General features: G+C 72.0%; 20 protein-coding genes. 16 read left to right on the forward strand and 4 right to left on the reverse strand.

Annotated elements, in window-relative coordinates; genetic code table 11:
- Positions 1-220 precede the first annotated feature (220 nt).
- The 8 genes from HCC61_RS09395 (at position 221) to HCC61_RS09430 (ending at position 11,937) form a co-directional block, all read left to right on the forward strand.
- Positions 221-1,738, forward strand: a complete 1,518-nt coding sequence (locus tag HCC61_RS09395; protein ID WP_240968727.1) for a sugar ABC transporter ATP-binding protein — start codon at positions 221-223, stop codon at positions 1,736-1,738.
- On the forward strand, positions 1,732-2,745 hold the full coding sequence (locus HCC61_RS09400) for an ABC transporter permease (RefSeq protein WP_169134841.1): 1,014 nt from the start codon (positions 1,732-1,734) through the stop codon (positions 2,743-2,745). The genes HCC61_RS09395 and HCC61_RS09400 overlap by 7 nt, the downstream gene beginning before the upstream one ends.
- 5 nt (positions 2,746-2,750) lie before the next feature.
- On the forward strand, positions 2,751-3,869 hold the full coding sequence (locus tag HCC61_RS09405) for a substrate-binding domain-containing protein (protein WP_169135216.1): 1,119 nt from the start codon (positions 2,751-2,753) through the stop codon (positions 3,867-3,869).
- Between the two features lie 249 nt (positions 3,870-4,118).
- Positions 4,119-5,249, forward strand: coding sequence for a Gfo/Idh/MocA family oxidoreductase (locus HCC61_RS09410; protein WP_240968856.1), 1,131 nt, complete (start codon positions 4,119-4,121; stop codon positions 5,247-5,249).
- Positions 5,250-5,308: 59 nt separating this feature from the next.
- Positions 5,309-6,307 (forward strand): sugar phosphate isomerase/epimerase family protein, encoded by a 999-nt coding sequence (locus HCC61_RS09415; protein ID WP_169134843.1) that lies wholly within the window; start codon positions 5,309-5,311, stop codon positions 6,305-6,307.
- Positions 6,308-6,733: 426 nt separating this feature from the next.
- The gene (locus HCC61_RS09420; protein ID WP_169134844.1) at positions 6,734-7,504 is read left to right on the forward strand and encodes a D-Ala-D-Ala carboxypeptidase family metallohydrolase; all 771 of its coding nucleotides are present in this window, start codon (positions 6,734-6,736) and stop codon (positions 7,502-7,504) included.
- Between the two features lie 531 nt (positions 7,505-8,035).
- Positions 8,036-10,453 (forward strand): PQQ-dependent sugar dehydrogenase, encoded by a 2,418-nt coding sequence (locus HCC61_RS09425; protein WP_346777139.1) that lies wholly within the window; start codon positions 8,036-8,038, stop codon positions 10,451-10,453.
- A gap of 29 nt (positions 10,454-10,482) precedes the next feature.
- Positions 10,483-11,937 carry a ThuA domain-containing protein gene (locus HCC61_RS09430; protein WP_169134845.1) on the forward strand — a complete coding sequence of 485 codons (1,455 nt, stop codon included), beginning with the start codon at positions 10,483-10,485 and terminating at the stop codon, positions 11,935-11,937.
- Between the two features lie 72 nt (positions 11,938-12,009).
- Here HCC61_RS09430 and HCC61_RS09435 read toward each other — a convergent pair whose 3' ends face one another.
- Positions 12,010-12,198: a hypothetical protein gene (locus HCC61_RS09435; protein WP_169134846.1), complete on the reverse strand. Its 189-nt coding sequence runs from the start codon at positions 12,196-12,198 to the stop codon at positions 12,010-12,012.
- Between the two features lie 378 nt (positions 12,199-12,576).
- Here HCC61_RS09435 and HCC61_RS09440 point away from each other — a divergent pair, with 378 nt between their 5' ends.
- From HCC61_RS09440 to HCC61_RS09475, 8 genes are read left to right on the forward strand one after another with little or no spacing between them, the layout of a single operon-like run.
- Positions 12,577-13,743 carry an inositol-3-phosphate synthase gene (locus HCC61_RS09440; protein ID WP_346777106.1) on the forward strand — a complete coding sequence of 389 codons (1,167 nt, stop codon included), beginning with the start codon at positions 12,577-12,579 and terminating at the stop codon, positions 13,741-13,743.
- Positions 13,740-15,038, forward strand: a complete 1,299-nt coding sequence (locus HCC61_RS09445) for a UbiA family prenyltransferase (RefSeq protein ID WP_169134848.1) — start codon at positions 13,740-13,742, stop codon at positions 15,036-15,038. Before HCC61_RS09440 ends, HCC61_RS09445 begins: the two co-directional genes overlap by 4 nt.
- The gene (locus tag HCC61_RS09450; RefSeq protein ID WP_169134849.1) at positions 15,035-16,117 is read left to right on the forward strand and encodes a sugar phosphate isomerase/epimerase family protein; all 1,083 of its coding nucleotides are present in this window, start codon (positions 15,035-15,037) and stop codon (positions 16,115-16,117) included. Before HCC61_RS09445 ends, HCC61_RS09450 begins: the two co-directional genes overlap by 4 nt.
- A complete protein-coding gene (locus tag HCC61_RS09455) occupies positions 16,111-16,914 on the forward strand; it encodes an EboA domain-containing protein (protein ID WP_169134850.1) in 804 nt (267 codons plus the stop codon). The genes HCC61_RS09450 and HCC61_RS09455 overlap by 7 nt, the downstream gene beginning before the upstream one ends.
- A complete protein-coding gene (locus HCC61_RS09460; protein WP_169134851.1) occupies positions 16,914-17,777 on the forward strand; it encodes a TatD family hydrolase in 864 nt (287 codons plus the stop codon). The genes HCC61_RS09455 and HCC61_RS09460 overlap by 1 nt, the downstream gene beginning before the upstream one ends.
- A gap of 18 nt (positions 17,778-17,795) precedes the next feature.
- On the forward strand, positions 17,796-18,974 hold the full coding sequence (eboE, locus tag HCC61_RS09465; protein WP_169134852.1) for a metabolite traffic protein EboE: 1,179 nt from the start codon (positions 17,796-17,798) through the stop codon (positions 18,972-18,974).
- Complete coding sequence (locus tag HCC61_RS09470) at positions 18,971-20,398, forward strand: nucleotide pyrophosphatase/phosphodiesterase family protein (protein ID WP_169134853.1); 1,428 nt, start codon at positions 18,971-18,973, stop codon at positions 20,396-20,398. The genes eboE and HCC61_RS09470 overlap by 4 nt, the downstream gene beginning before the upstream one ends.
- Complete coding sequence (locus HCC61_RS09475; protein WP_169134854.1) at positions 20,395-21,453, forward strand: sugar phosphate isomerase/epimerase; 1,059 nt, start codon at positions 20,395-20,397, stop codon at positions 21,451-21,453. The genes HCC61_RS09470 and HCC61_RS09475 overlap by 4 nt, the downstream gene beginning before the upstream one ends.
- A gap of 88 nt (positions 21,454-21,541) precedes the next feature.
- On the opposite strand, the gene HCC61_RS09480 is transcribed toward HCC61_RS09475, so the two are convergent.
- The 3 genes from HCC61_RS09480 to frc form a co-directional block, all read right to left on the reverse strand.
- Positions 21,542-22,942, reverse strand: a complete 1,401-nt coding sequence (locus HCC61_RS09480) for an OFA family MFS transporter (protein WP_169134855.1) — start codon at positions 22,940-22,942, stop codon at positions 21,542-21,544.
- 169 nt (positions 22,943-23,111) lie between these two features.
- Positions 23,112-25,268, reverse strand: a complete 2,157-nt coding sequence (locus HCC61_RS09485) for an acetate--CoA ligase family protein (RefSeq protein WP_169134856.1) — start codon at positions 25,266-25,268, stop codon at positions 23,112-23,114.
- A gap of 3 nt (positions 25,269-25,271) precedes the next feature.
- A complete protein-coding gene (frc, locus tag HCC61_RS09490; protein ID WP_169135218.1) occupies positions 25,272-26,504 on the reverse strand; it encodes a formyl-CoA transferase in 1,233 nt (410 codons plus the stop codon).
- Positions 26,505-26,540 lie beyond the last annotated feature (36 nt).

Raw genomic sequence — 26,540 nt, forward strand, 5'->3', positions numbered from 1 at the left:
GCACCCCGGCACCCGCACACCACGGCACACCCGATATTCCGTACATCAGCATCCGCACCCCCTACGAGCACCGGCGCCCGGTTCGGGCGTCCAGCACGGTCCCGCCTGTCCGTACGAAGTACGCACGGAGGCCCCCGCCATGGCTCCACAGGTTCCACAGGTCCCAACGGGCCCGCCTTCTCCGGCGGCTCAACCGGCCGAGTCCGCGCCCCTGTTGAGGATGTCCCGCATCACCAAGACCTTCCCTGGAGTACGGGCGCTGGACGGCGTCGACCTGGACGTGCAGGCCGGCGAAGTGCACTGCCTGCTGGGCCAGAACGGTGCGGGCAAGTCCACCCTCATCAAGGTCCTCGCCGGGGCGCACCAGCCCGACTCGGGCGAGATCCACTGGCGGGGCGAGCCCGTACGGCCGGCCACTCCGGCCGCGGCGATGCGGCTGGGAATCGCGACCATCTACCAGGAACTCGACCTGGTGGAGCACCTGTCGGTCACCGAGAACATCTTCCTCGGCAACGAGGTCGCCGTCCGCGGCGTCGTCCGCGCGCGTGAGGCCCGCGGCCGCGCCGCCGCGCTCCTGCGCCGCCTCGGGCACCCGGAGATCGACCCGGACACGGCCGTCGGAGCGCTCCCGGCCGCCGCGCAGCAGATCGTCTCGATGGCGCGCGCCCTCTCCCACGACGTGCGCCTCATCGTCATGGACGAACCCTCCGCGGCCCTCGACCCGGACGAGGTCGACAACCTCTTCCGCATCGTCGGCGGGATGACCGCGGACGGCGTCGCCGTCGTCTACATCTCGCACCGCCTGGAAGAGATCCGCCGCATCGGCGACCGCGTCTCCGTGCTCAAGGACGGCCGTGTCGCGGCCCGCGGGCTGCCTGCCCGCACCACCGGGACGGGGGAGTTCGTGGCGCTGATGACGGGCCGCGACGTGCAGTACGTCTTCCCGCGGCGCCCCGTCACCACCGAGCCGCTGCACGACAGGGTCCTGCACAAGGTGCCGCCGCCGCCCGTGCTGTGTGCCGAAGGGCTCGCGCGCGAGGGCGAGTTCGAGCCTCTCGACCTCGAACTGCGGGCGGGCGAGATCACCGGCCTCGCCGGGCTGGTCGGCTCGGGGCGCTCGGAGATCCTGGAGACCCTCGCAGGCGCCCGCCGCCCCACCGCGGGGCGCGTACTCGTCGACGGCAGGCCGCTGCGCCCGGGTGACGTCACCGCGGCCGTACGGGCGGGCGTCGGCCTGGCGCCCGAAGAGCGCAAATCCCAGGCGCTGTTGATGCTGGAGTCCGTCACCAGCAACGTCTCCCTCTCCGCGCTGCCCCGCTTCTCCACGGGCGGCTGGCTCGACCGCGTGCGCGAGCGCGCCGAGACCCGCTTCCGCACCCGGGGCCTCGCCCTGCATCCCGACGATCCGGACCGTGCCGTGCGCACTCTGTCCGGCGGCAACCAGCAGAAGGTCGTACTGGCGCGCTGGCTGCTGCGCGAATGCCGGGTGCTGCTGCTGGACGAGCCGACCCGCGGCGTCGACGTCGGGGCGCGCGCCGAGCTGTACGGAGTCATACGCAGGCTCGCGGACTCCGGCGTCGCCGTACTCCTCGTGTCCAGCGAAGTGCCCGAAGTGCTCGGTCTCGCCGACCGGGTGCTGGTGCTGCGCGAGGGCCGCGTGGTGCACACCGCCCCCGCCCGGGAGCTCGACGAGCACCGGGTGCTCGACCTCGTCATGGAAGGGAGCCCGTCGTGCTGAGCCCAACCGGTGCCGAGGCGGTCAAGGAGCCCGCGCAGGCGGCTGCTTCACCGCCGCGGCGCGGCGCCGGCGCAACACGTGCCGGACTGCGCCATCTCTCGCTCGCCGGGGTGCTGGTGGCGCTGGTGATCGTGGGTGCGTTCACCAAGCCGCAGCAGTTCCTGACGGCCGACAACCTTCAGCTGATCCTCACCCAGTCCTCCGTCATCGGGGTCGTGACCGTCGGCGTCACCTTCGTGATCATCGGCGGCGGCATCGACCTGTCCGTCGGGGCGATCGTCGCGCTCGCCTCCGTATGGGCGACGACCGTGGCCACGCAGGAGTTCGGGCTCGGTGGCATGCTGCTGTGCGCCCTGTCGGTGGGGGTGGGCTGCGGCCTCGTCAACGGCCTGCTCATCGCCTACGGGCCGATGGTGCCCTTCATCGCGACACTCGCCATGCTCGCCTCCGCGCGGGGGCTGGCGCTGCTGATCAGCGACGGCAAGACGCAGGTGGTGACGGTGGACTCCGTGCTCGACCTCGGCGTCTCCGACAGCTACGTGCTGGGCGTGCCGCCGCTCGTGCTGGTCTTCGCGGCGGTGGCGGTGCTGGGCTGGCTCGTCCTGGGCCGTACGACCTTCGGGCGGCGCACGGTGGCCGTGGGCGGCAACGCGGAGGCGTCCCGGCTCGCCGGCATCGCCGTACGCAGGCAGCGGCTGCTGCTGTACCTGCTGTCCGGACTGTGCTGCGGCATCGCCGCGTTCATGCTGATCGTCCTCACCGGCTCCGGTCAGAACACCAACGGCAATCTCTACGAACTCGACGCGATAGCCGCCGCGATCATCGGCGGCACGCTGCTCAGCGGCGGCCGGGGCACCATCACCGGTTCCGTGCTGGGAGTCCTCGTCTTCACCACGATCACCAACCTGTTCGCGCTCAACAACCTCCAGACCGACGTCCAGCAGATCGCCAAGGGAGCGATCATCGTCGCCGCTGTCCTGGTCCAGAAGGGGCGTAAGACGCAATGACCGAGATGAATGAGAACGCCGGCCCGAAGCGGGGCCCGAATCCCGACGTGAACCCGAACTCCCGTACCTCGCCCGTCTCCCGCGGCCCCCGCGCCTCGCGCAGGAACGTGCTCTTCGGTACGGCCGCCGCCGGTGCCGCCCTCTTCGCCGCGGGCTGCACCAGCAACGAGAGCAACGACGACAAGGACGCCGGGACCGGGCAGGCCAACGTCGCCGACGACCGGCCCGGCAAGAGGGTCACCATCGGCTTCGCCGGTCCGCAGGCCGACCACGGCTGGCTCAACGCCATCAACGAGCAGGCCAAGCAGCGGGCGAAGAAGTACCGGGACGTCACGCTGGAGGCCACCGAGGGCTCCAACGACAACGCGCAGCAGGTCGGCCAGATCGAGACGCTGATCAACAAGAAGGTCGACGTGCTCGTGATCCTCCCCGCCGACGGCAAGGCCCTGACGCAGGTGGGCCTGAAGGCGATGCGCGCGGGCATCCCCGTGGTCAACCTCGACCGCGTCTTCGCCTCGCAGCAGGCGTACCGCTGCTGGATCGGCGGCGACAACTACGGGATGGGCCTCAACGCGGGCCGCTACATCGGCGAGAAGCTGAAGGGCAAGAAGAACGCGAAGGTCGTCGAACTCGCCGGCATCGACAACCTGGAGCTGACCCGTGAGCGCACGGAAGGCTTCGACGACGCCCTGAAGAACTACCCCAACATCAAGAAGGTCGCCCGCCAGGCCGCCGAGTTCACCGTCGAGTCCGGGCAGTCGAAGATGGCTCAACTGCTGCGTGCGGAACCGAAGTTCGACGCCCTGTGGAACCACGACGACGATCAGGGCGTGGGCGCCGAGCGGGCCATCAGACAGGCCGGACGCGATGACTTCCTGATGGTCGGCGGCGCCGGTTCACGCCGCGTCATGGACGCCATCAAGGCCGACGACAGCGTCATCAAGGCGACCGTCCTCTACCCGCCGACGATGGCGGCCTCCGCGATCGACCTGGCCCGTGCGCTCGGGCAGGGCAAGGGAGTCGGCGGACTGGCCGAGTTCGAGATCCCGGCCTCGATGACCCTCTACTCGGCCGTCGTCACCAAGGCCAACGTCGAGGAGTACCTGCCGACCGGCTTCAAGTAGGCGGGATCCGGGGGCCGTTCGGGGCCCGGTGCGGGGGCGCGCTCATGCCGCGACCGCCCTCGCACCCGTCCCGCGGAGCCCCCGCGCACCACGCCAGGCCGTGCCCCACCGACAGGCCGTGCCCCACCCCCCACTCGTACCCCCGACAGGGAGGAGCCCAGCCCCATGTCCAACGACACAGCGCCCGCACCCGCGCCCGCCCCCGCACGCCCCGAGCAGGGCGGGGCGGCGCCGCCGCTCGGCGTGGGCATGGTCGGTTACGCCTTCATGGGCGCCGCACACTCCCAGGGCTGGCGCACCGTCGGCCGGGTCTTCGAGCTTCCCCTCACGCCCGCCATGACGGCCGTCTGCGGCCGGGACGCGGACGCCGTGCGGGCGGCGGCCGGCCGGCTGGGCTGGACGGCGTCGGAGACCGACTGGCGGGCGCTGATAGCCCGCGACGACGTCCAGCTCGTCGACATCTGCACACCGGGCGAGAGCCACGCCGAGATCGCGGTCGCGGCGCTGGAGGCAGGCAAGCACGTGCTGTGCGAGAAGCCGCTCGCCAACTCCGTCGAAGAGGCCGAGGAGATGGCGGCGGCGGCCCGACGGGCCCGTGAGCGCGGCCAGTTGACGATGGTCGGCTTCAACTACCGCCGTACGCCGGCACTCGCCTTCGCCCGTCGCATGGTTGCCGAGGGCCGCCTGGGCGAACTGCGGCACGTACGGGTCAGCTACCTTCAGGACTGGCTCGTCGACCCCTCCTTCCCGCTGGCGTGGCGGCTGCGCAGGGAGGCGGCCGGATCCGGCGCTCTCGGCGACCTCGGTGCACACGCCGTCGACATCGCGCAGCACCTCGCGGGCTCGCCGCTGGCCGGGGTGTCGGCGCAGACGGAGACGTTCGTGACGGAGCGTCCGCTGCCGGGCGAGGAGGCCGGTGGCGCGCTCGGCCCGGTCACAGTCGACGACGCCGCCATCTTCAACGGGCGCCTGGCATCGGGTGCGTTGGCGTCCTTCGAGGTCACACGGGTCGCTGCCGGGCGCAAGAACGCCCTGCGGGTCGAGCTCAACGGCACCCTGGGATCACTGGAGTTCGACCTGGAACGCCTCAACGAGCTGAACTTCCACGACCACACGGACTCCGCGGCGGAGTCCGGCTTCCGGCGGATCCTCGTCACCGAGGCCGACCACCCCTACCTGGAGGCCTGGTGGCCGCCGGGGCACGGCCTGGGCTACGAGCACACCTTCGTACACCAGGCGCGGGACCTGCTGTACGCGATCGCCACCGGCACCGACCCCGAACCCTCCTTCGCCGACGGGCTACAGGTCCAGCGGGTGCTGGCGGCGGTGGAGGAGAGCGCGGCGAAGCACAGCGCGTACATCGCCGTGTCCGGCGACTGAGCGTCCGAGCAGCACGAGACGGGCCCGGGAGATCCCGGGAGACCAGGAGGGTCGAGCACATGCCCAGACAGTTCACGCTCTTCACCGGCCAGTGGGCCGACCTCCCGCTGGAGGAAGTCTGCCGCCTGGCCCGCGACTTCGGCTACGACGGGCTCGAACTCGCCTGCTGGGGCGACCACTTCGAAGTGGACAGGGCCCTCGCCGAGCCTGACTACGCCGACGGCCGGCGCGCCCTGCTGGAGAAGTACGGGCTGAACTGCTGGGCGATCTCCAACCACCTGGTGGGCCAGGCCGTCTGCGACGATCCCGTCGACGAGCGGCACAAGGGCATACTGCCCGCCCGCATCTGGGGCGACGGCGACCCGGAGGGCGTACGGCGGCGCGCCGCCGCGGAGTTGAAGGACACGGCGCGGGCGGCGGCGGCCTTCGGGGTGCGCACCGTCGTGGGATTCACCGGGTCCTCGATCTGGCATCTGGTGGCGATGTTCCCGCCCGTGCCGCCGCACATGGTCGACCGCGGCTACGAGGACTTCGCCGAACGGTGGCATCCGATCCTCGACGTCTTCGACGCGGAAGGCGTGCGCTTCGCCCACGAGGTGCATCCCAGCGAGATCGCGTACGACTACTGGACGACGCACCGCGCGCTCGAAGCCGTCGGCCACCGCCCGGCGTTCGGGCTCAACTTCGACCCAAGCCACTTCGTCTGGCAGGACCTGGACCCCACCGGGTTCCTCTACGACTACCGGGACCGCATCTACCACGTCGACTGCAAGGAGGCCCGCACCCGGCTGGACGGGCGCAACGGCCGCCTCGGCTCGCATCTGCCGTGGGGCGACCCGCGGCGCGGCTGGGACTTCGTCTCGGCCGGGCACGGCGACGTGGCCTGGGAGGACGTGTTCCGGATGCTGCACTCCATCGGCTACGACGGGCCCGTCTCGGTGGAGTGGGAGGACGCCGGCATGGACCGCCTGGCGGGCGCGCCGGAGGCGCTGCGGCGGCTGAAGGCGTTCGACTACGACCCGCCCACGTCCTCCTTCGACGCGGCGTTCAGCAGCTGATCTCCAACCGGGCCCGGGCCACCGCCGGTTGAGCCGCCGCGCCCCGGGCAACCCGCCGGCCCGGGGCGCGGCTCCGCCCGCGCGAACCGGGTCCGGGACCAGGGCGGGGACCAGGGCGGGACCAGCGGCGCCGCCCATGACGTCCGTCATCTCCGGCGGCCTCCGCGCGCCTCCGTTTCCCCGTATGCCGTGGACGGCACGCACCGTCACATACGGTCATATCCGCTGACCAGCGCGTCCGCCCGTAGGGTGCGGCCCCGTACGGACGCCGTCACGCGCACGACAGGAAAGGGGTGAACTGCCGGTCGTTACAGGACAGGTCATGAATTGCCGGGCCGACTTTGCGAGTTCTTGACAAGAACTGTGCGGACGACCACTGTCATGCCTCTCCACCCCTTGCCCCACCAAGGAAGGCGACGTCCCGCCATGAGTTCACGTCCTGTCAGAGTGCTGGTCTCGGTCCTCACCGGTGCGGGTCTGGCCTTCGCCGCCCCCGCCGCCGTGCCCGCCATCGCGAACTCCGCGCCGGCCGCCGCCGCGGACGCGGCCCCCGCCGACGCCTGCTACACCTGGAGCGGGACGCTCGGCGAGGGTGCCTCCGGCGAGGCCGTACGACAGCTCCAGATCCGCGTCGCCGGATACCCGGGAACGGGCAGCCAGCTCGCCGTCGACGGCGAGTTCGGACCGGCCACCAAGGCCGCCGTGCAGCGCTTCCAGTCGGCCTACGGCCTGGGCGGCGACGGCACCGCGGACGAGGCCACCTTCAACAAGATCTACGAGTTGCAGGACGATGACTGCTCCCCGGTCAACTTCGACTACGGCGAGCTGAACAACTGCAACTCCGACTGGTCCGGCGGCAAGGTCGACGCGGCCACGGCCCGGTCCAACGCGCTGGTCACCATGTGGAAGCTCCAGGCCATGCGCCACGCCATGGGCGACAAGCCGATCACCGTCAACGGCGGCTTCCGTAGCGTCTCGTGCAACGACGCGGTCGGCGGCGCGGCCAACAGCCGCCACCTGTACGGCCACGCGGCCGACCTCGGCGCCGGCTCCCAGGGCTTCTGCGCCCTGGCGCAGGCGGCCCGCGACCACGGCTTCACCGAGATCCTCGGCCCCGGCTACCCGGGCCACGACGACCACACCCATGTCGCGGGCGGCGAGGGCCAGTTCTGGTCCGCCCCCGACTGCGGTATCTGACCCGCGAGTTCACCTCGTCCTGGTTCACCTCGTCGCGCCCGGCGCGACGAACGACGACGAACGACGACGCCCGCCCGGTGCTTCGGCCCGGGCGGGCGTTCGTGTGTCCGTACGGCCGCTCTGTGGAGCAGCGCGGTCCGGTTGTGGCGCCGGGGCAGCTCTCTTTGTCCACATCGTGGAAGAAGCCAACTCCGGGTATGTCAAAGGGGTTTCGGTATAGGACGAAGATGGCTACCGTCCTTGGGTGTACCGGACATGAGCCGATTTCCCCCTCGTTCCTCTCCCGTACGGACGATTTCACACTGACTCCGGTCTTCCCGGGCGCGTACGCCCGGAGGACCGTTCCGGCGCGACGGCGCGCGCCTGTGCCAGAGCAAGCGGTCAACGACACCTACGTCACCCACCGTTCCGCCTCCCAGGAGGAGTCGCGTGCACAGGATCACCCGTTCTGCATCCCTGCCCTCCGGGCCGCGCAGGCCCGGACTTCCGTGGCGGCGCCGGGTACGCGCCGCGTTCCGTTCCAGGTTCGCCGTGCTCGTCTCCGCGCTGCTGCTCGGGAGTTCGCTGAACCTCGGTGCGGCGCCGTCGAGTTACGCGGCCGCGCCCCGGCCGGAGGCGAAGGCCGCCGCCGCCGACTTCCAGCAGGTCACCCTCGCCAAGGGCGAGCCCGAGACCGGCGAGCCGATGACGCTGTCCGTGCTGCCGGACCGTTCCGTGCTGCACACCTCGCGGGACGGGACGCTGAGGCTGACCGACGCGGGCGGCGCCACCAGGGTCGCCGGGAAGATCCCCGTCTACAACCACGACGAGGAAGGCCTCCAAGGCGTGGGCGTGGACCCGGACTTCGCCACGAACCGCTTCGTCTACCTCTACTACGCGCCGCCGATGGACACCCCCGAGGGCGACGCCCCCGAGACGGGGAACGCGGACGACTTCAAGCCGTTCGACGGCGTCAACCGCCTCTCCCGCTTCGAGCTCGGCGAGGACGGCACGCTCAAGACCGACAGCGAGAAGACGATCCTCGAAGTGCCCGTGAACCGGGGCCTGTGCTGTCACGTCGGGGGCGACATCGCCTTCGACGCCGACGGCAACCTGCTGCTGTCCACGGGTGACGACACCAACCCGTTCCAGTCGGACGGCTTCACGCCGATCGACGAACGAGCTGACCGCAACCCGGCGTTCGACGCCCAGCGCAGCGCGGGCAACACCAACGACCTGCGCGGGAAGATCCTGCGGATCAAGGTCGCGGAGGACGGTTCGTACGACATCCCCGACGGCAATCTCTTCGCGCCGGGCACCGAGAAGACCCGCCCCGAGATCTACGCCATGGGCTTCCGCAATCCCTTCCGCATGACGGTCGACAAGCCCACCGGGACCGTCTACGTCGGCGACTACGGCCCCGACGCGGGCGCCGCCGACCCGGCCCGCGGACCCGGCGGGCAGGTCGAGTTCGCGCGCGTCACCAAGGCCGGCAACTACGGCTGGCCGTACTGCACCGGCGACAACGACGCCTACACCGACTACGACTTCGGCAGCGGGCAGTCCGGTGAGAAGTTCGACTGCGACGCCCCGAAGAACACCTCGCCCCACAACTCGGGACTCACCGACCTGCCGCCCGCGCAGCCGGCCTGGATCCCCTACGACGGCGCGTCCGTGCCGGAGTTCGGCGACGGCTCCGAGTCGCCCATGGGCGGCCCCGTCTACCGCTACGACAAGGACCTCGACTCCGATGTGAAGTTCCCCGAGGAGTACGACGGCGACTTCTTCGCCGGCGAGTTCGGACGTCAGTGGATCAAGCGGATCGAGCAGGACGCCGACGGCAACGTGGGCTCCATCAACGCCTTCCCCTGGAGCGGCACCCAGGTGATGGACATGGAGTTCGGTCCCGACGGCGCCCTGTACGTACTGGACTACGGCACCGGCTACTTCAACGGCGACGAGAACTCCGCGCTGTACCGGATCGAGAACGCCACGGGCGGGCACAGCCCCGTAGCCGAGGCCGCGTCCGACAAGACCAGCGGACAGGCGCCCCTGGAAGTCGCCTTCTCCTCCGAGGGCAGCAGCGACGCCGACGGCGAACAGCTCGGCTACAGCTGGGACTTCGGTGACGGCGCCACGTCCGGCGAAGCGAACCCGACGCACACCTACACCGAGAACGGCACGTACTCCGCCACCGTGACCGCCACCGATCCCGGCGGCCGGACCGGCAGCGCGAGCGTGATCGTCACCGTCGGCAACACGGCACCCACCGTGCAGCTCCAACTGCCCGCCGACGGGCAGCCGTTCAGCTTCGGGGACGAGGTGCCCTTCAAGGTGCAGGTGACCGACCCGGAGGACGGTGACGTCGACTGCTCGAAGGTCGAGGTCAGTTACATCCTCGGCCACGACAGCCACGGCCACCCGATCACGTCCGCGAAGGGCTGCTCGGGCACCATCAAGACCAGCGCCGACGGCGAACACGACCCGAACGCAGACATCTTCGGGGTCTTCGACGCCGAGTACACCGACAACGGCGGCGGCGGTCAGAACCCGCTGACCGGGCACGACCAGAGCATCCTCCAGCCCGAGCACCGGCAGGCCGAGCACTTCACCACCTCCGCCGACGGCGTGACCGTCGCCGACGCGGAGGGCGCCGAGGGCGGGCGCGCGGTCACCGGCGCGGGCGAGGGCCAGTGGATCACCTTCGACCCGTATGTCACCCACGACGTCACGGAGTTGTCCGCGCGCGTCAAGAGCGGCGACGGCTCGGGCGGAGCCGTCGAGGTACGGGCGGGAGGCCCCGACGGGACCCTGCTCGGCACCGCCCAGGTCGGCAACGGAGACGGCTGGCGGGACGTGACCACGGCCGTCAAGAACGCGCCGGAGGGCACCGGGAAGCTGACGCTGGTCCTCACCGGAGGCGCGGGCGACCGGTTCGACCTGGACAGCTTCAAGGTCACGGCCGGCTGAGAGGAGGAGGGATGAGAGGAGGGAAACACATGGGAAGGACACGCCTCGCAGCTGCCGCGGCCGCCGTACGCGCCGCGCGCGGCCCGCGCACCGTCCGCCTTGCCCTGGCCGCGTCGGCGGCGCTGCTGCTGACCGCGGCGGCGGTGCCGGCCGGCACGGGAGCGTCCGGCACAGGACCCGCGGGCACGGGACGGGCACAGGAGGCCGGGCCGCGTGACGCGGGATCGGTGCTGGTCTTCTCCAAGACCGCCGGATTCCGGCACGACTCCATACCCGACGGCATCGCCGCCCTCGAACAGCTCGGCGCCGAGGCCGGGTTCACGGTGGACGCCACGGAGGACGCCGGGGTCTTCACACCGGAGCGGCTCGCCGCGTACGACGCCGTGGTCTTCCTCTCCACGACCGGCGACGTGCTCGACGACTCCCAACAGGCCGCGTTCGAGGGCTACATCGAGAACGGCGGCGGGTACATGGGCGTGCACGCCGCCGCCGACACCGAGTACGAATGGCCCTGGTACGGCGGGCTGGTGGGCGCGTGGTTCGACTCGCACCCGGCGATCCAGCCCGCGAAGGTCGACGTCGAGGACCGCGCGCACCCGTCCACCGCGCACCTGGGCACGGTCTGGGAACGCACGGACGAGTGGTACAACTACCGCACGAATCCCCGGGAGAACGTCCACGTGCTGGCGACCCTCGACGAGGGCTCGTACACCGGCGGCAGCATGGGCGACGACCATCCGACCGCCTGGTGCCACGAGTACGAGGGCGGCCGGGCCTTCTACACCGGCGGCGGGCACACCGAGGAGTCCTACGCCGACCCCGCCTTCCGCGCCCACCTGCTTGGCGGGCTGCGCTGGACGGCGGGCGCCGCGCAGGCCGACTGCCGCCCGGAGAACGGCTACAAGCCGCTCTACGACAGCGGCACCGGGCTGGACGGATGGAAGCAGGCCGGGCCCGGCCACTTCGAGGAGAGCGACGACGGGACGCTCAACACCGTCGGCGGCATGGGCCTGTTGTGGCACGAGACCGACCGGCAGGGCGACTATTCGCTGAAGTTGGACTGGAAGGCGGCCGGAGACGACAACTCCGGTGTGTTCGTGGGCTTTCCCGCCTCCGACGACCCGTGGTCCGCGGTCGACAACGGCTACGAGATCCAGATCGACGCGAGCGACGTGCCGGAGAAGACGACCGGTTCCGTCTACGGATTCCAGTCGGCCGACCTGAAGGCCCGTGACGCGGCCCTCAACCCGCCGGGCGAGTGGAACACCTACGAGATCCGCGTCGAGGGCGAACGGTTGCGGATCCTGCTCAACGGCACCCTCGTCAACGACTTCACCAACACCGACCCCGCACGCAGCCTCACCGACGGCCATATCGGGCTCCAGAACCACGGCGACGGCGACGACGTGGCCTTCCGGAACATCAGGCTGCGCGAGCCGGCGTCAGAAGGGGCGGGGCCCGCCGGGGAGGGAGGCGGGGGCTGAGCGGGGCGCTTGGCGCCGCGGGCCGGCGGCCTGTCGCGAGCAGGCCGCCGGGCCGGCCGGGCCCTCACCGGGTCAGGCGGCGCGCGGTGCCTCCACGCCGTCCGGCTCACGCCGGATGACGAGCCGCAGCCGGCGGCCCGTCAGCGCGGTGTCCACCGGTCCGAGGGGGGCCGCAGACGCCGTACAGGCGGCGGGCGAGGAGAACGCCGACTCCTCCCCGCCGCCCCAGCAGCAGCCGGTGGCGGGGCGCGGCCCTGGCACCGCGCCGCCCCGTCCGGTCCGTTCCGAGGGATCCGGCCCGGCGCCGGGCCCGAGCCGATGACCCAGCCGAGTACCGAGCCGATGACTGAGCCGAGCACCGACCCGAGCGCCCAGCCGAGTACCGAGCCGAGTACCGATACCCGAGCCTCCGGCCGGCGAGCCCGAGCCCGGATGCCGGGCCCGGATGCCGGGCCCGGCCCACTCCGAGCCCGGACCCCGACCCCCGTACGCCCAGCGCGGTCCCGATTCCCCCGACTCCCCGTCCCCGCGGCGCCGTTCGGCAAGCGCGCGCCCTCCCGCAACGCGCCCCCTCACCCCCTCGCCGCGTCACCCGTCGTCCCGAACCATCCGTACACCCCCTCACAGCGGAGGCAGGCCGTGACCGAAGACCACCCGAACCAGCCGACCGCCGGCCAGGACGGCCCCCGCACCGGCGTCTGGCTCGTCGGAGCGCGCGGCTCGGTCGCCACGACGGCGATCGCCGGGTGCGCCGCGGTCGCGTCCGGGATGCATCCGCCCACCGGGATGATCACCGAGACCGGGGCCTTCGCCGGATGCGGTCTGCCGCCCCTGGGCGGACTGGTCTTCGGCGGCCACGACACTGCGTCGTGCCCGCTGCCGAAGCGCGCCGAACAACTCGTCGTGGGCGGCGTACTGCCGCACGGCCTGCCCGCCGCCGTGCACGCCGAACTGGCCGCCGCGGACTCGTGCATACGCCCCGGCGGCCCCCTGCCCGGCGATCTCCGTGAGGGCGAAGGCCCGCGCTCCGACGAGGACTTGACCGACGCCTTCGCCGCCGACCTCGCCGCCTTCACCCGCGACAACGGGCTCGACCGCACCGTCGTCGTCAACGTCGCCTCCACGGAGGGCGCCCCCGACGACGGCGACACGGAGCTGCCGCCCAGCTCGCGCTATGCGGCGGCGGCGCTCCGCGCGGGCTGCCCGTATCTGAACTTCACACCGTCAACCGGGCTGCACCACCCGCGGCTGCGCGAAGCCGCACTCCGCTCCGGGCTGCCGCATGCGGGGCGCGACGGCAAGACGGGGCAGACGCTGCTGCGTTCGGTGCTGGCGCCGATGTTCGCGCAGCGGGCACTGTCCGTACGCGCCTGGTCGGGCACCAACCTGCTCGGCGGCGGCGACGGCGCGGCCCTCGCCGATCCGGGCGCCGCCGCGGCGAAGAACGCGGGCAAGGAACGCGTGCTCGCCGACAGCCTCGGCCGGATGCCCGAAGGGCGGCTGCACATCGACGACGTGCCCGCGCTCGGTGACTGGAAGACGGCGTGGGACCACGTGGCCTTCGACGGCTTCCTCGGGTCGCGCATGATCCTCCAGACCGTGTGGCAGGGCTGCGACTCTGCACTGGCCGCGCCTCTCGTGCTCGATCTCGTACGGATCGTCGCGCGCGTCCACGAGTGCGGAGGCCGAGGGCCCGTGGACGGGCTCGGCTTCTACTTCAAGGACCCCGACTCCGGGCCGGGCGACCTTCCGGGCCAGTGGCGGGAGCTGACGGCCCTCGCCGGGCGGCTGCGGGCGGCCGCATGAGCGGCGGCATGAGCGGCGGCGGGCCGGGCGCGGCCGCCACCGCCGGGGCGTGGGCCGAACTGCTGCGCGTCTCGGCCCTGTTCACGGTGCCGGGCGACGCGCTGGCGGGCGCCGCGGCATCGGGGCACCGCCTCAACCGGGGCACGGCGCTCGCGGCCGCCTCGTCGCTGTGCCTGTACGAGGCGGGGATGGCGCTCAACGACTACGCCGACCGCCACATCGACGCCGTCGAACGCCCGGACAGGCCGCTGCCGTCCGGACGCGTCGACCCCGGCGCGGCGCTGGCCGCCTCCGCGGTGCTCACGGCCGCGGGCCTCGGGCTGGCCTCCGCCGCCGGGCGCGGGGCGCTGCTGACGGCGTCCGCGCTCGCCGCCACCGTCTGGGCGTACGACCTGGGGCTCAAGCACACGGTGCTGGGGCCCGCGGCGATGGCGGCCGCACGCGGGCTCGACCTGGTGCTGGGGACGAGGGCGACGGCGGAGGTCGCGACGGCCGCGACGGCCGCGACGGGCTCGCGGGGCGCGGCGGGTACGGCGGGTGCGGGGCGAGCGGCGCGTGGGGTCACCGCCTCGCCGGTGGTACGTCCCGTTCCCGACCGGCCGACGGCACCGCGGCGGCGGGGGAGGGGCGCGCGGGAGACGCTGCGCGTAGCCGGGGGTTCCGGGCCTGCCCGGCTTGCCGGGCGTGGGCCGTCAACTGCTGGTGGTCTGGGGGCTGTTGGTGCCGATTCTGTATGGGTGGCGGGGTATGTGCCGGGTCTGGTGGGGGTTGGGTACGGCGGTTCGGTGGCGTCGGCGAAGGTGCGGTCCGTGCGGGCCTGGGAGGTGCTGCGGGCCGCCGGGCTGCTCGCGGCGCACACCTTCGCCGTGACGGCGGTGTCACGGCGCGAGACGCTCGGATCGTCGCCTGCCGTGCCGCTGGGGGCGCTGGGCGCGGTCGGCCTGGTCGCGTCCGTCGTCGGCGGCGCGTTCGCGGGCGAAGACGGGCCGTGGGCGCCTCGGGCCCGCACGCCGTATCCCGATCCCGTGAACACCCGGGTTCCGGGCGTGCGGACGGCCTGGCTGCGGGCCGTGCCCGCCGCCGCATACGCCGCGACCGGTGGCAGACCCCTCGCACACGCCCTGTTCAATCCCTCGCCCCCGCTCCTCCAGCGCGCCGTCGGAGGCGGCATCCGCGCCACGATCCCGCTCCAGGCCGCACTGGCCGCACGTGCCGGACGGCCCTGGTCCGGCGCCGCGGTGCTGGCGCTGCTGCCGGCGGCCGCACGGCTCTCACGGAAGGTCAGCCCCACATGACCGGGACACCCACCGGGGCACGGACCGGGGCACGGACCGGCACGGGCTCCGGCAACGGGCCGGCGGCGCCGCTGCGCTACGCCTACGGCACCAACGGTCTCGCCGACCTGCGGCTCGGCGACGCCCTCACCCTGCTCGCGGACCTCGGCTACGACGGCGTGGGCCTCACCCTCGACCACATGCACCTCGACCCCTCGGCCCCGGACCTGCCGCGCCGAACGGCCGCCGTGGGCAGGGCACTTGAGCGGCACGGGCTGGAGGTCACCGTCGAGACGGGCGCCCGTTACGTGCTCGATCCCCGCCGCAAGCACCACCCCACGCTGCTCGACCCCGACCCGGACGCCCGTGCCGCCCGGCTGGAACTGCTACTGAAGGCCGTGCGCGTCGCGGCCGAACTCGGCGCGCACGCCCTGCACTTCTTCAGCGGCGTCCTGCCGTACGGCGCCGACCCGCACACGGCCTGGCCCCGCCTCGCCGACGGCACCGCCGCACTGCTCGCCGCCGCGCAGGCAGCAGGCGTCGCGCTGGCCGTGGAGCCCGAACCGGGCCATCTGCTGGGCGACTTGGCCGCGTTCCACCGGCTGCGCACGACTCTGGGCGAGCCGGAAGGCCTCGGTCTCACCCTGGACGTCGGGCACTGCCTGTGCCTGGAGAGGGAACCGCCGCACGAGTGCGTACGGGCCGCCGCGCCGTGGCTGCGGCATGTGCAGATCGAGGACATGCGGCCCGGTGTGCACGAGCATCTGCCGTTCGGCGAGGGCGAGTTGGACGTGCCGCCCGTGCTGGCCGCGCTGCGCGAGGCGCGGTACGGCGGGCTGGTCACCGTGGAGCTGCCCCGCCACTCCCACGCCGGTCCGGACCGCGCACGCGAGTCGATACGCCACCTGCGGCGGGCGGAGGCCGAAGCGGCGCCGGATACGGCAGCCGGAGCGGACCGGGCTCCCCGCGCACCGGCCCCGCACGCACCGGCCGCTCCGGCTCCCCACGCACCGGCCGCACCGGCCCGGGACGCGCCGACACCGCGGGCGCCGGCCCCGCACGCAGCGGACGACGAGCAGTCAGGAGCCGCCCCATGCTGAACACTTCCGCACCCGGCTCGCCGGGCTCCCCGTACCACGACGCGTCGATCGAGGACGTCGAAGCCCGCATAGAGAACGCCCTGGACACCGGCGGCGACGCCCGCACCTGGCTGGACCGCGCCCTCGCCGCCGCCCGAGACCCCGAAGGCGCGGCGTGGGAGCTGCACTTCGCCTCCGCGGGCCGGCACGCCGGACGTACGGCAGCGGCCGACGCACGCGTCCTGCTGCTGCACGCCGCCCGTGCGGACGCCGGCACCCTGGGCCGCCTCTACCGGCAGGGCACCGCCGCCGAGCGCGCCGCGGTGCTGCGCGCCCTGCACCTCCTGCCCGCCGGTTCCACACCGGACGCCGTGCCGCTGGTCGAGGACGCGCTGCGGGCGAACGACACGACTCTCGTCGCGGCGGCGGTCGGCCCGTACGCCGCCGCCCGCCTCGGTCCGCACCCGTGGCGGCACGCGGTGCTGAAGTGCCTGTTCACGGGCGTACCGCTGGATGCCGTCGCGGGGCTCGCGCAGCGGGCACACGGTGACGCCGAACTGGCCCGCATGCTGCGGGACTTCGCGGCCGAGCGCACCGCCGCGGGCCGTCCCGTACCGGCGGATCTGCGCCGTGCGCTCGGCCTGACGGGACATGCCGGGCCACCCGCGGAACCCCCGTCACCGGAGACCGCACCGTCCGCACCCCGACCCGCCGCAAGCCCCGCCGCACCGTCCGCCGCAAGCCCCGCCGCATCGCGACCCGCCGCACCGCGAGCCACCGCACCCGAGACCCCCGCGCCCCCGCCCGAGGAGTTCTGATGCGCATCTTCGACCCGCACATCCACATGACCTCGCGGACCACCGACGACTACACCGCCATGTACGAGGCGGGCGTACGCGCCCTCGTCGAGCCGTCCTTCTGGCTGGGCCAGCCCCGCACCTCGCCCGCGTCCTTCTTCGACTACTTCGACTCCCTGCTGGGCTGGGAGCCCTTCCGCGCCGCCCAGCACGGCATCGCCCACCACTGCACCCTCGCCCTCAACCCCAAGGAGGCCGGCGATCCGCGCTGCGTGCCCGTACTCGACGAGCTGCCGCGCTACCTCGTGAAGGACGGCGTCGTCGCCGTCGGCGAGATCGGCTACGACTCGATGACTCCGGCCGAGGACACCGCACTGGCCGCGCAGCTCCAACTCGCCGCCGACCACGGCCTTCCCGCGCTCGTGCACACCCCGCACCGCGACAAGGCCGCCGGGCTGACCCGTACCCTCGACGTGCTCCGCGAGTCCGCGCTGCCACCGGAGCAGGTCGTCCTCGACCACCTCAACGAGACGACCGTCGGCGAAGCCGCCGACTCCGGCTGCTGGATGGGCTTCTCCATCTACCCCGACACCAAGATGGACGAGCAGCGCATGGTGCGCCTGCTGCGGCTGCACGGCACGGAGCGCGTCCTGGTCAACTCCGCCGCCGACTGGGGCCGCAGCGATCCGCTCAAGACCCGTGCAGTCGGCGAGGCGATGCTCGACGCGGGCTTCACCGACGACGACGTCGACCGGGTGCTGTGGCGCAACCCCGTCGCCTTCTACGGGCAGAGCGGACGCCTCGAACTCACCTCCGCACCGCCGGAGGAGACGGCCCCCGGGGCCACGCACGAGGGCAACTCCATTCTGCGCGGCGGGAATTGACGGGGAGGCGGACTGCCGATGCGCTTCAGACATCCGGACGGTTCGACCGTCCACCTGGCCTACTGCACCAACGTGCACGCCGCCGAGGACCTCGACGGCGTCATGGCCCAACTCGGCGAGCACGCCGAGCCGGTGCGCCGCCGCCTGCACCGCGACCGGCTCGGGATCGGCCTGTGGCTGGCCCACGACGCCGTGCGCAGGCTGACCGCCGATCCCTCTGCCGTACGGGCGCTGCGCGCCGAACTCGACCGCCGCGGCCTGGAAGTCGTCACGCTCAACGGCTTCCCCTACCGGGGCTTCGGCGCGCAACGCGTCAAGTACCGCGTCTACAGGCCCGACTGGACCGAGCCCGAGCGGCTGGAGCACACCACCCGGCTCGCCCGGCTCCTCACCTCGCTGCTGCCGGAGGACGCCGCCGAGGGCACCGTCTCCACGCTGCCGCTGGCCTGGCGCGACGGCTTCACGCCCGAGCGTCGCGAGGCCGCCCTCACCGCTCTCGGCGTGCTCGCCGTCCGGCTCGACGTGCTGGAGGAGATGACGGGCCGCAGCGTCCGCGTCGGCCTCGAACCCGAGCCCGGCTGCACCGTGGAGACCACCGCGGACGCGCTTGAGGTGCTGACCGGGGCGGACGGGCCGCCCGCGCACCGCATCGGCGTCTGCGTCGACACCTGCCATCTGGCCACCCAGTTCGAGGATCCGGCGCGCGCACTCGACGCGCTCACCGAAGCGGGCGTGCCGGTCGTCAAGAGCCAGCTGTCGGCCGCGCTGCACGCCCAGCAGCCCGCGGCGGACGGAGTGCCCGCCGCCCTCGGCGAGTTCGACGAGCCCCGCTTCCTCCACCAGACCCGTGCCCTGACCGCCGCGGGCGTACGCGGCACCGACGACCTCGGCCAGGCCCTGCGCAACGGCGCGTTGCCCGGAGACGTGCCGTGGCGCTCGCACTTCCACGTACCGCTGCACGCGCCGCCCGAGCCGCCGCTCACGTCCACGCTCGACGTCCTGGAGGCGTCCCTGAAGCGCCTCGTCGGCGGTCCCGTGCCGCTGACGCGCCATCTGGAGGTGGAGACCTACACCTGGCAGGCGCTGCCGCAGGGGCTGCGGCCCCGCACCCGCTCGCAGCTGGCCGACGGCATCGCCGCCGAACTCGGCGTCGCACGCGAGATGCTGACCCGCCTCGGCCTCAAGGAGCTGCCGTGAACCAGAGCCGCACGGCGGACCACCGGCGCACGTCCGGCGGCCCGCAGCCACTGCTCGTACTCGACGTCGTCGGCCTGACCCCGCAACTCCTCGCCCACATGCCGCGGTTGAGCGCGCTGGCCCGGGAGGGCAGCCGGAGCCCGCTCGGCACCGTACTGCCCGCCGTGACCTGCGCGGCGCAGTCGACGTTCCTGACGGGGCTCACCCCGGACGGGCACGGAATCGTCGGCAACGGCTGGTACTTCCGCGAACTGGGCGAGGTGCTGCTGTGGCGCCAGCACAACGCCCTCGTCTCCGGGGAGAAGCTGTGGGACGCCCTGCGTGCCCGCCACCCCGGCTACACCGTCGCCAACATCTGCTGGTGGTACGCCATGGGCGCCGCCACCGACTGGACCGTCACCCCCCGACCCGTCTACTACGCCGACGGCCGCAAGGAGCCCGACTGCTACACCCGGCCGCCCGAACTCCACGACGAACTCACCGGCGCACTGGGCACGTTCCCCCTCTTCCAGTTCTGGGGCCCCGGCGCCGGCCTCGTCTCCTCCCGCTGGATCATCGGCGCCACCCGGCACATCCTGCGCACCCGCCGGCCCGACCTCGCGCTGTGCTACGTGCCCCATCTCGACTACGACCTCCAGCGGTACGGACCCGACGATCCGCGTTCGCACCGTGCCGCCGCCGAACTCGACGCCGAACTGGGGCCGTTGCTCGACGACGCCCGCACCGGAGGCCGCACCGTCGTCGCCCTGTCCGAATACGGGATCACCGCCGTCGACCGCACCGTCGACCTCAACAGGGCGCTGCGCCGCGCCGGTCTGCTCGAAGTGCACACCCAGGACGGCATGGAGTATCTGGACCCGACCACCTCCCGTGCCTTCGCCGTCGTCGACCACCAGCTCGCCCACGTCTACGTACGCGACCCGGCCGACCTCGACGCGGCCCGCGCCGCCCTGGAACCCCTCGACGGTGTCGCCCTGCTCCTCGGCGAACAGGGCAAGAAGGAGCACCACCTGGACCATCCGCGCTCGGGTGAGCTCGTCGCCGTCGCCGAGCCCGGCGCCTGGTTCACGTACTACTACTGGCTCGACGACGCCCGCGCCCCCGACTTCGCCCGGCTCGTCGAGATCCACAGCAAGCCCGGCTACGACCCGGCCGAGCTGTTCATGGACCCGCTCGACCCTTACGTACGGCTGCGGGCCGCGACCGCACTCGCACGCAAGAAGACCGGCATGCGCTACCGCATGGCGGTCGTGCCGCTCGACCCCTCACCGGTGCGCGGAAGCCACGGCCGGCTTCCCGGACGCAGCGACGAGGCCCCGGTGCTGATCTGCTCACGCCCCGGCGTGGCCGAAGGCCCGGAGCCCTTTCCCGCCACCGGAGTCAAGTCCCTGCTCGTCGAACTCGCCCTGGGAGAGCACTCATGAGACGTACCGCCACGCACACGAAGCGCACACCGGACCCCGGACTGACCCGCCGGCTGCGCCGCCGCGGCTTCCTCGGCGTCGCAGCCGGAGCGGCGGCCGCGTCGCTGCTGAGCGGCGCCGCGGGCACCGCACACGCCGCCGCCACCGACTCAGACCCCGCCGCGGCGTCCGGCCGCCGCCGGCCGCTCGTACCCAAGGGGCGGCTGGGCATACAGCTCTACACCCTGCGCGACAAGGTGGCCTCCCTCGGCTTCGCCGCCGTATTCGAGGAGCTGGCCGAATTCGGCTACGAGCAGGTCGAGTTCGCCGGCTACACCCAGGGCACGGGCGACATCACGCTCGGGCAGCTGCGCACGCTGCTGCGGGAGAGCGGTCTGCGCGGCATCGGCAGCCACGTCGGCTACTCGTCCGACAACCCCGGCGACTACACCTTCGACACCCAGCTGGAGAAGGTCGTCGACGACGCCGCCGCGCTCGGACTGCCCCACGTGGGCACCGCCTCCAGCCCCGACCGCTACGGACGCACCGTCGACGGCTGGAAGCGCGCCGCCGAGGACTTCAACCGGTACGGGGCCGCCGCCAGGAAGCGCGGCCTGAAGTTCTACCAGCACAACCACCAGATGGAGTTCGGCTTCGCGGAGGACCGGCCCGACGTGCGCCTCTACGACGTGCTGCTCGCCGAGACCGACCCGGAGCTGGTCTTCCTGGAGATGGACATCTACTGGGCCTATGCCGGCCAGTACCGCTTCAGCGTCCGGCCCGACGGCACGCCGGCGCCGTTCGAGCCGTTGGACTACGTGCTCGCGCAGCCGCAGCGCTATCCGCTCTTCCACGTCAAGGACGGCGAACACGACGAGACCGCCGAGGACGGCTACCGCATGGTGGACGTCGGCGACGGCGACATCGACTACCGCCGCTTCCTGACGAAGGTCGGCAGGACGCCCGGCGGACGGAAGCACAACTGGCAGGTGGAGCACGACGTTCCGGCCGATTCCCTCCGGACGGCCCGCCGTTCCGCGGCATATCTGCGCTCCCTGCGCGAGCGGGGACGCTGACGCGCCCGGGGTTCGGGCGCACGAACGCGCCGGCGGACGGTGCCGGAGAGGGCACCGTCCGCCGGCGCGCGGCGGCCACCGGCCCGGATCAGACCGCTTCGCGGCTGATGGGCTGCGGGTTGGCGGAGATGTCCCGGACCCGCTTGCGTCCGGGCTGATGTAGGAACAGGGCCAGAACCGCGGCGACCAGCGAGATGACGCCCGCCAGCACGTAGGCACCGTCGTAGCCCCATGCGTCGATGGCCATGGATCCCAGGCCGCCGCCGAACAGGCCGCTGACCAGCTTGCCGCTGTAGGCGATCCCGTAGTTGGTGGCGTTGTAGTTCTCTCCGAAGTAGTCCGGCGTGAGCGCCGCGAACATCGGATAGAACGCGCCGCCGCCGAACCCGGAGATGAAGGCGAAGATCAGGAACAGGACCTCGTTCTGGATGCTGCCCGCCCACAGCACGCCGAACTGCGCCAGCCCGAGCACCACGATGACGAAGATCAGTGTGGTCTTGCGGCCCCACTTGTCCGACAGCCAGCCCATGGCGGCCCGGCCGACGCCGTTGACGACCGACATCACACCCATCGACGAGGCCGCCACGAAGGGACCGAAGCCGACCTCCTTCGCGTACGGCACCTGGAAGGAGATGCCGAAGATGGACACGCCCGCCGTCATCACCACGAGCAGCCACATCAGCGGCAGCATCCCGGTGCGCATGGCCTCCTTCGGGGAGTACTGGCGCACCGCGGGCGGGTTCTTGGCCAGGCTGGCCGCGTCCTTGCCGCTCGCCGACTCGGCGGCGAGCGGATCGACGTCGGCGGGCCACCAGTTCTTCGGCGGGTCCTTGAAGAACCAGGCGCAGATCGCCACCACGGCGAGCACGTACAGACCGATGGCGTCCAGCCATGCCTGGTAGTTGCCCGTGTCGAAGACGTAGTTGAAGATGAAGATGAACGGCACCGATCCGTAGGCGAAGCCGCCGTTCACGAAACCCGTCTTGCCGCCCCGGCGTTCGGGGAACCACTTGCCGACCATGTTGATGCTCGTCGCGTAGACGAAGCCGGCTCCGATGCCGCCGAGCACGCCGAAGCCCACGATCGCGGCGAAGACGTTGTGGAAGTGCGAGATCGCGAGGAAGCCGATCAGCGACAGCCCCGCGCCGAGGAACATCGCCCTGCGGGCCGTGAGCATGCCTTTCTCCCGCAGCCATCCGGCCGGGAACGCCACGCCCGCCTGGAAGAAGACCCAGACGCTCAGAATCCAGAAGGTGTTGCCCTGCGTCCAGCCGTGTGCCTTGCCGAGCACGTCCTCGGCCGAACCGTAGGCGTACTCGAAGACGCTGATGGACATCATGGCCGCCCACGGGAGGTAGACCATCAGCTTGCGTGAGTGACCGAGAATCTCCCGGTCCGTCTCACCCACGCGGTATACGCGGCCCTTGCTGCCTGTTATCTCCCGATACCCGCCGCCCGAGGCGGATTCCGGGCTTTCCGTCGTCGTCATGTGCTGCACCCCTTGCGTAGAGAGAGTCTGGCCAGCGCCCCCTGTCCTGATCTCTTGCTTGGTGCGGGAGTTCCTTTCGGGTCGTGTGCGGCTCTTGTGGTTCGTGTGCTGCTTGTCCGGTGGTGGCGGCGCGCCGCGCGCATGCCGCACCGCCACCACCGGGCTGCGGTTACAGCAGGCCCGCGGCCCGCGCCCAGCGGTACTTGGCGCCAAGCACCGCGACCGGCTTCTCCGTCGTGTAGGGGTAGGCGACGACTCCGCGGTCGAAGAGGTACTGGCTCGCTTCCTCGACCTCGGTGTCGCCGGCGAGCGACGCCACCACGGGCTTCTCGATGCCCTTCTCCCTGGCCTCGGCCACGACCCTGGCCGTCAGCTCCGCGAACACCATGGGCGGAGTGACGATCGTGTGCCAATAGCCGAGCACCAGGGAATGGATGCGGGGGTCCTCCAGGCCGAGCCGGATCGTGGCCTCGTACGTGGAGGGCGGCTCACCGCCGGTGATGTCGACGGGGTTGCCCGCGGCGCCGAACGGCGGGATGAAGGCGCGGAACGCCTCGTCCAGGTCCGGCGGAATCTCCATCAGCGACAGCCCGTTGTCGACGATCGCGTCGGAGAGCAGCACGCCCGAGCCGCCGGCCCCGGTGATGATCACGGTGTTGTCGCCCTGCGGTACGGGCAGCACGGGCAGCGCCCGCGCGTACTCCAGCATCTCGTTCAGACCCGGCGCCCGGATGACGCCGGCCTGCCGGAGCACGTCGTCGTAGACGGCGTCGTCGCCCGCGAGCGCGCCCGTGTGCGAGCCGGCGGCCTTCGCGCCCGCGCTGGTGCGGCCCGCCTTCAGCACGACGACCGGCTTCTTCGGCACGGTCTCCCGCGCGGCCTCCACGAACGCCCGCCCGTCCTTGAGGTCTTCGAGGTGCATCGCGATGCACTTCGTGTTCGGGTCGTCCGCGAAGTAGGTGAGCAGGTCGTCCTCGTCCAGGTCGGACTTGTTGCCCAGCCCGACGATCGCCGAGACACCGGTGCTGGTGCTGCGGGCGAAGCCGAGGATTGCCATGCCGATGCCGCCGGACTGGGAGGTGAGCGCCACACCGCCCTTGACGTCGTACGGCGTGCAGAACGTGGCGCACAGGTCCTGCCACGTCGAGTAGTAGCCGTAGATGTTCGGCCCCAGCAGCCGCACACCGTGCTTTTCGCCGATGGCGACGATCTTCTCCTGGAGCTCCACCTCGCCCGTCTCGGCGAAACCGGAGGGGATGAGAACGGCGTTGGGTATCCCCTTGGCGCCGACGGCCTCCAGGGTGTCCGGCACGAACTTCGCGGGCACCGCGAAGACCGCGACGTCCACATCGCCGGGGATGTCCGCGACCGACTTGTACGCCTTGCGCCCCAGGATCTCGTCGGCCTTCGGGTTGACCGGGTGGATCTCCCCGGAGAAGCCGCCGTCCACGAGGTTGCGCATGACCGAATTGCCGATCTTGCCCTGCTCGTTGGAGGCGCCGATCACCGCGACCGACGACGGCTGCATCAGCCGCCGCATCGAGGTGCGGATCTCCGCGGGCGTGTAGCGCCGCCGCTCGGCGGGCTCGCCCTCGGTGAGCAGGATCCGGATGTCCGCGGCGGTCGCCCCGTCCGGCGAGGCGAAGACCGGGTTGAGGTCGACCTCGGCAAGCTCGGGGAAGTCGTGCGCGAGCTGCGAGACGGCGGTGATCACCCGGATCAGCGCCTCCCGGTCGGCCGGATCGCTGCCGCGTACGCCCTTGAGCACCTCGGCGGCCTTGATGCCGTCCAGCATCGACTCCGCGTCCTCGCGGGAGGCCGGCGCCAGGCGGAAGGTGACGTCCTTGAGTACCTCCACCAGCACGCCGCCCAGCCCGAAGGCCACGACCTTGCCGAAGGTCGGGTCGGTGACGGTGCCTACCAGCACCTCCTGTCCCGGCTTCGCCATCTGCTGGACCTGTACGCCGAGTACGTTCGCGCCGGCGTCGTAGTCACGGGCGTTGCTCACGATCTCCGTGTACGCGGTGCGTACCTCCGCCGGGGAGGACACCCCTACGCGGACGCCGCCCGCGTCGGTCTTGTGCAGGATGTCCGGGGAGACGATCTTCATGACGACGGGGAAGCCGAGCCTGTCGGCCAGCTGCACCGCCTCGTCGGCGGACTCCGCCAGCCCCTCGTCCGGTACGGGAATGCCGTAGGCGTCGGCGACCTGCTTGCCCTCGGGGGCGGTCAGCGACGTGCGGCCGTCGGCACGCGCGGCCCGCAGGACCGCACGTACCGCTTCCTTGTCCGGCGTGGCGGGGCCGTCGTTCTTTCCCTGCGCCATCGGTCAGATCACTCCGTTCGTCTTGAGCAGCGCCACTTCTTCGTCGTTCAGGCCCAGCTCGCCCATGTAGACCTCCTCGTTGTGCTCGCCCAGCAGCGGAGAGGAGGTGATCTCCACGGGGGAGTCGGAGAGCTTCATCGGGGAGCCCACGGTGGTGAAGGAACCGCGCTCGGGGTGGTCGACCTCGACGATCATCCCGTTCGCGGCCAGGGACTCGTCCTCGACGATCTCCCTCGTCGAAAGGATCGGCCCGCAGGGGATGTTGTGGGCGTTGAGCGCGCCCAGCACCTCCCACTTGGGCAGCGTCGAGGACCACTCCTCGATGAGCTGGAACATCTTGTTCAGCTTCGGCAGCCGCGCCTCGGGGGTGTTCCAGTCCGGGTCGTCGGCGAGTTCGGGACGGCCGATGAGCTTCGTCAACGGCCCCCAGCCCACGGGCTGCACGATCACGTAGACGTAGTCGTTGGGGCCGCCCGGCGCGCACTTGACCGCCCAGCCGGGCTGTCCGCCGCCGGAGGCGTTGCCCGAGCGCGGCACCTCGTCGCCGAAGTCCTCGTTCGGGTACTCGCCGAGCGGGCCGTGCGTCAGCCGCTGCTGGTCGCGCAGCTTCACCCGGCAAAGGTTGAGCACCGAGTGCTGCATGGCCACGTTGACGCGCTGCCCGCGGCCGGTGCGTTCGCGCTGGAGGAGGGCGGCGAGGATCGCGGCGACGGTGTGCACGCCGGTGCCCGAATCGCCGATCTGCGCGCCCGTCGCCGTGGGAGGACCGTCCTCGAAGCCGGTGGTCGACATCGAGCCGCCCATGGCCTGCGCGACGACTTCATACGCCTTGAAGGTCGTGTACGGGCCCTCTCCGAAGCCCTTGATCGAGGCGTACACCAGCCGCGGGTTGATCTGCTTGATGCGGTCCCAGGTGAAGCCCATCCGGTCCACGGCTCCGGGCCCGAAGTTCTCCACGAGCACGTCGCTGCGGCGGATCAGCTCCGTCAGCAGCTCCTTGCCGCGGTCGGACTTGGTGTTGAGGGTGATGCTCCGCTTGTTGCAGTTGAGCATCGTGAAGTAGAGCGAGTCGACGTCCGGGAGATCCCGCAGCTGCTTGCGGGTGATGTCGCCCGTCGTCGCCTCGAGTTTGATCACGTCTGCGCCGAGCCAGGCGAGGAGCTGTGTGGCGGAGGGGCCCGACTGGACGTGGGTCATGTCCAGTACGCGAATCCCGTCGAGCGCCTTCTCCGTCACCGTCGTCGAGCCGCCGGCAGGACTGGTTTCGGTCAC

The organism is Streptomyces sp. HNM0575, assembly GCF_012726265.1.
Taxonomy (GTDB): domain Bacteria; phylum Actinomycetota; class Actinomycetes; order Streptomycetales; family Streptomycetaceae; genus Streptomyces.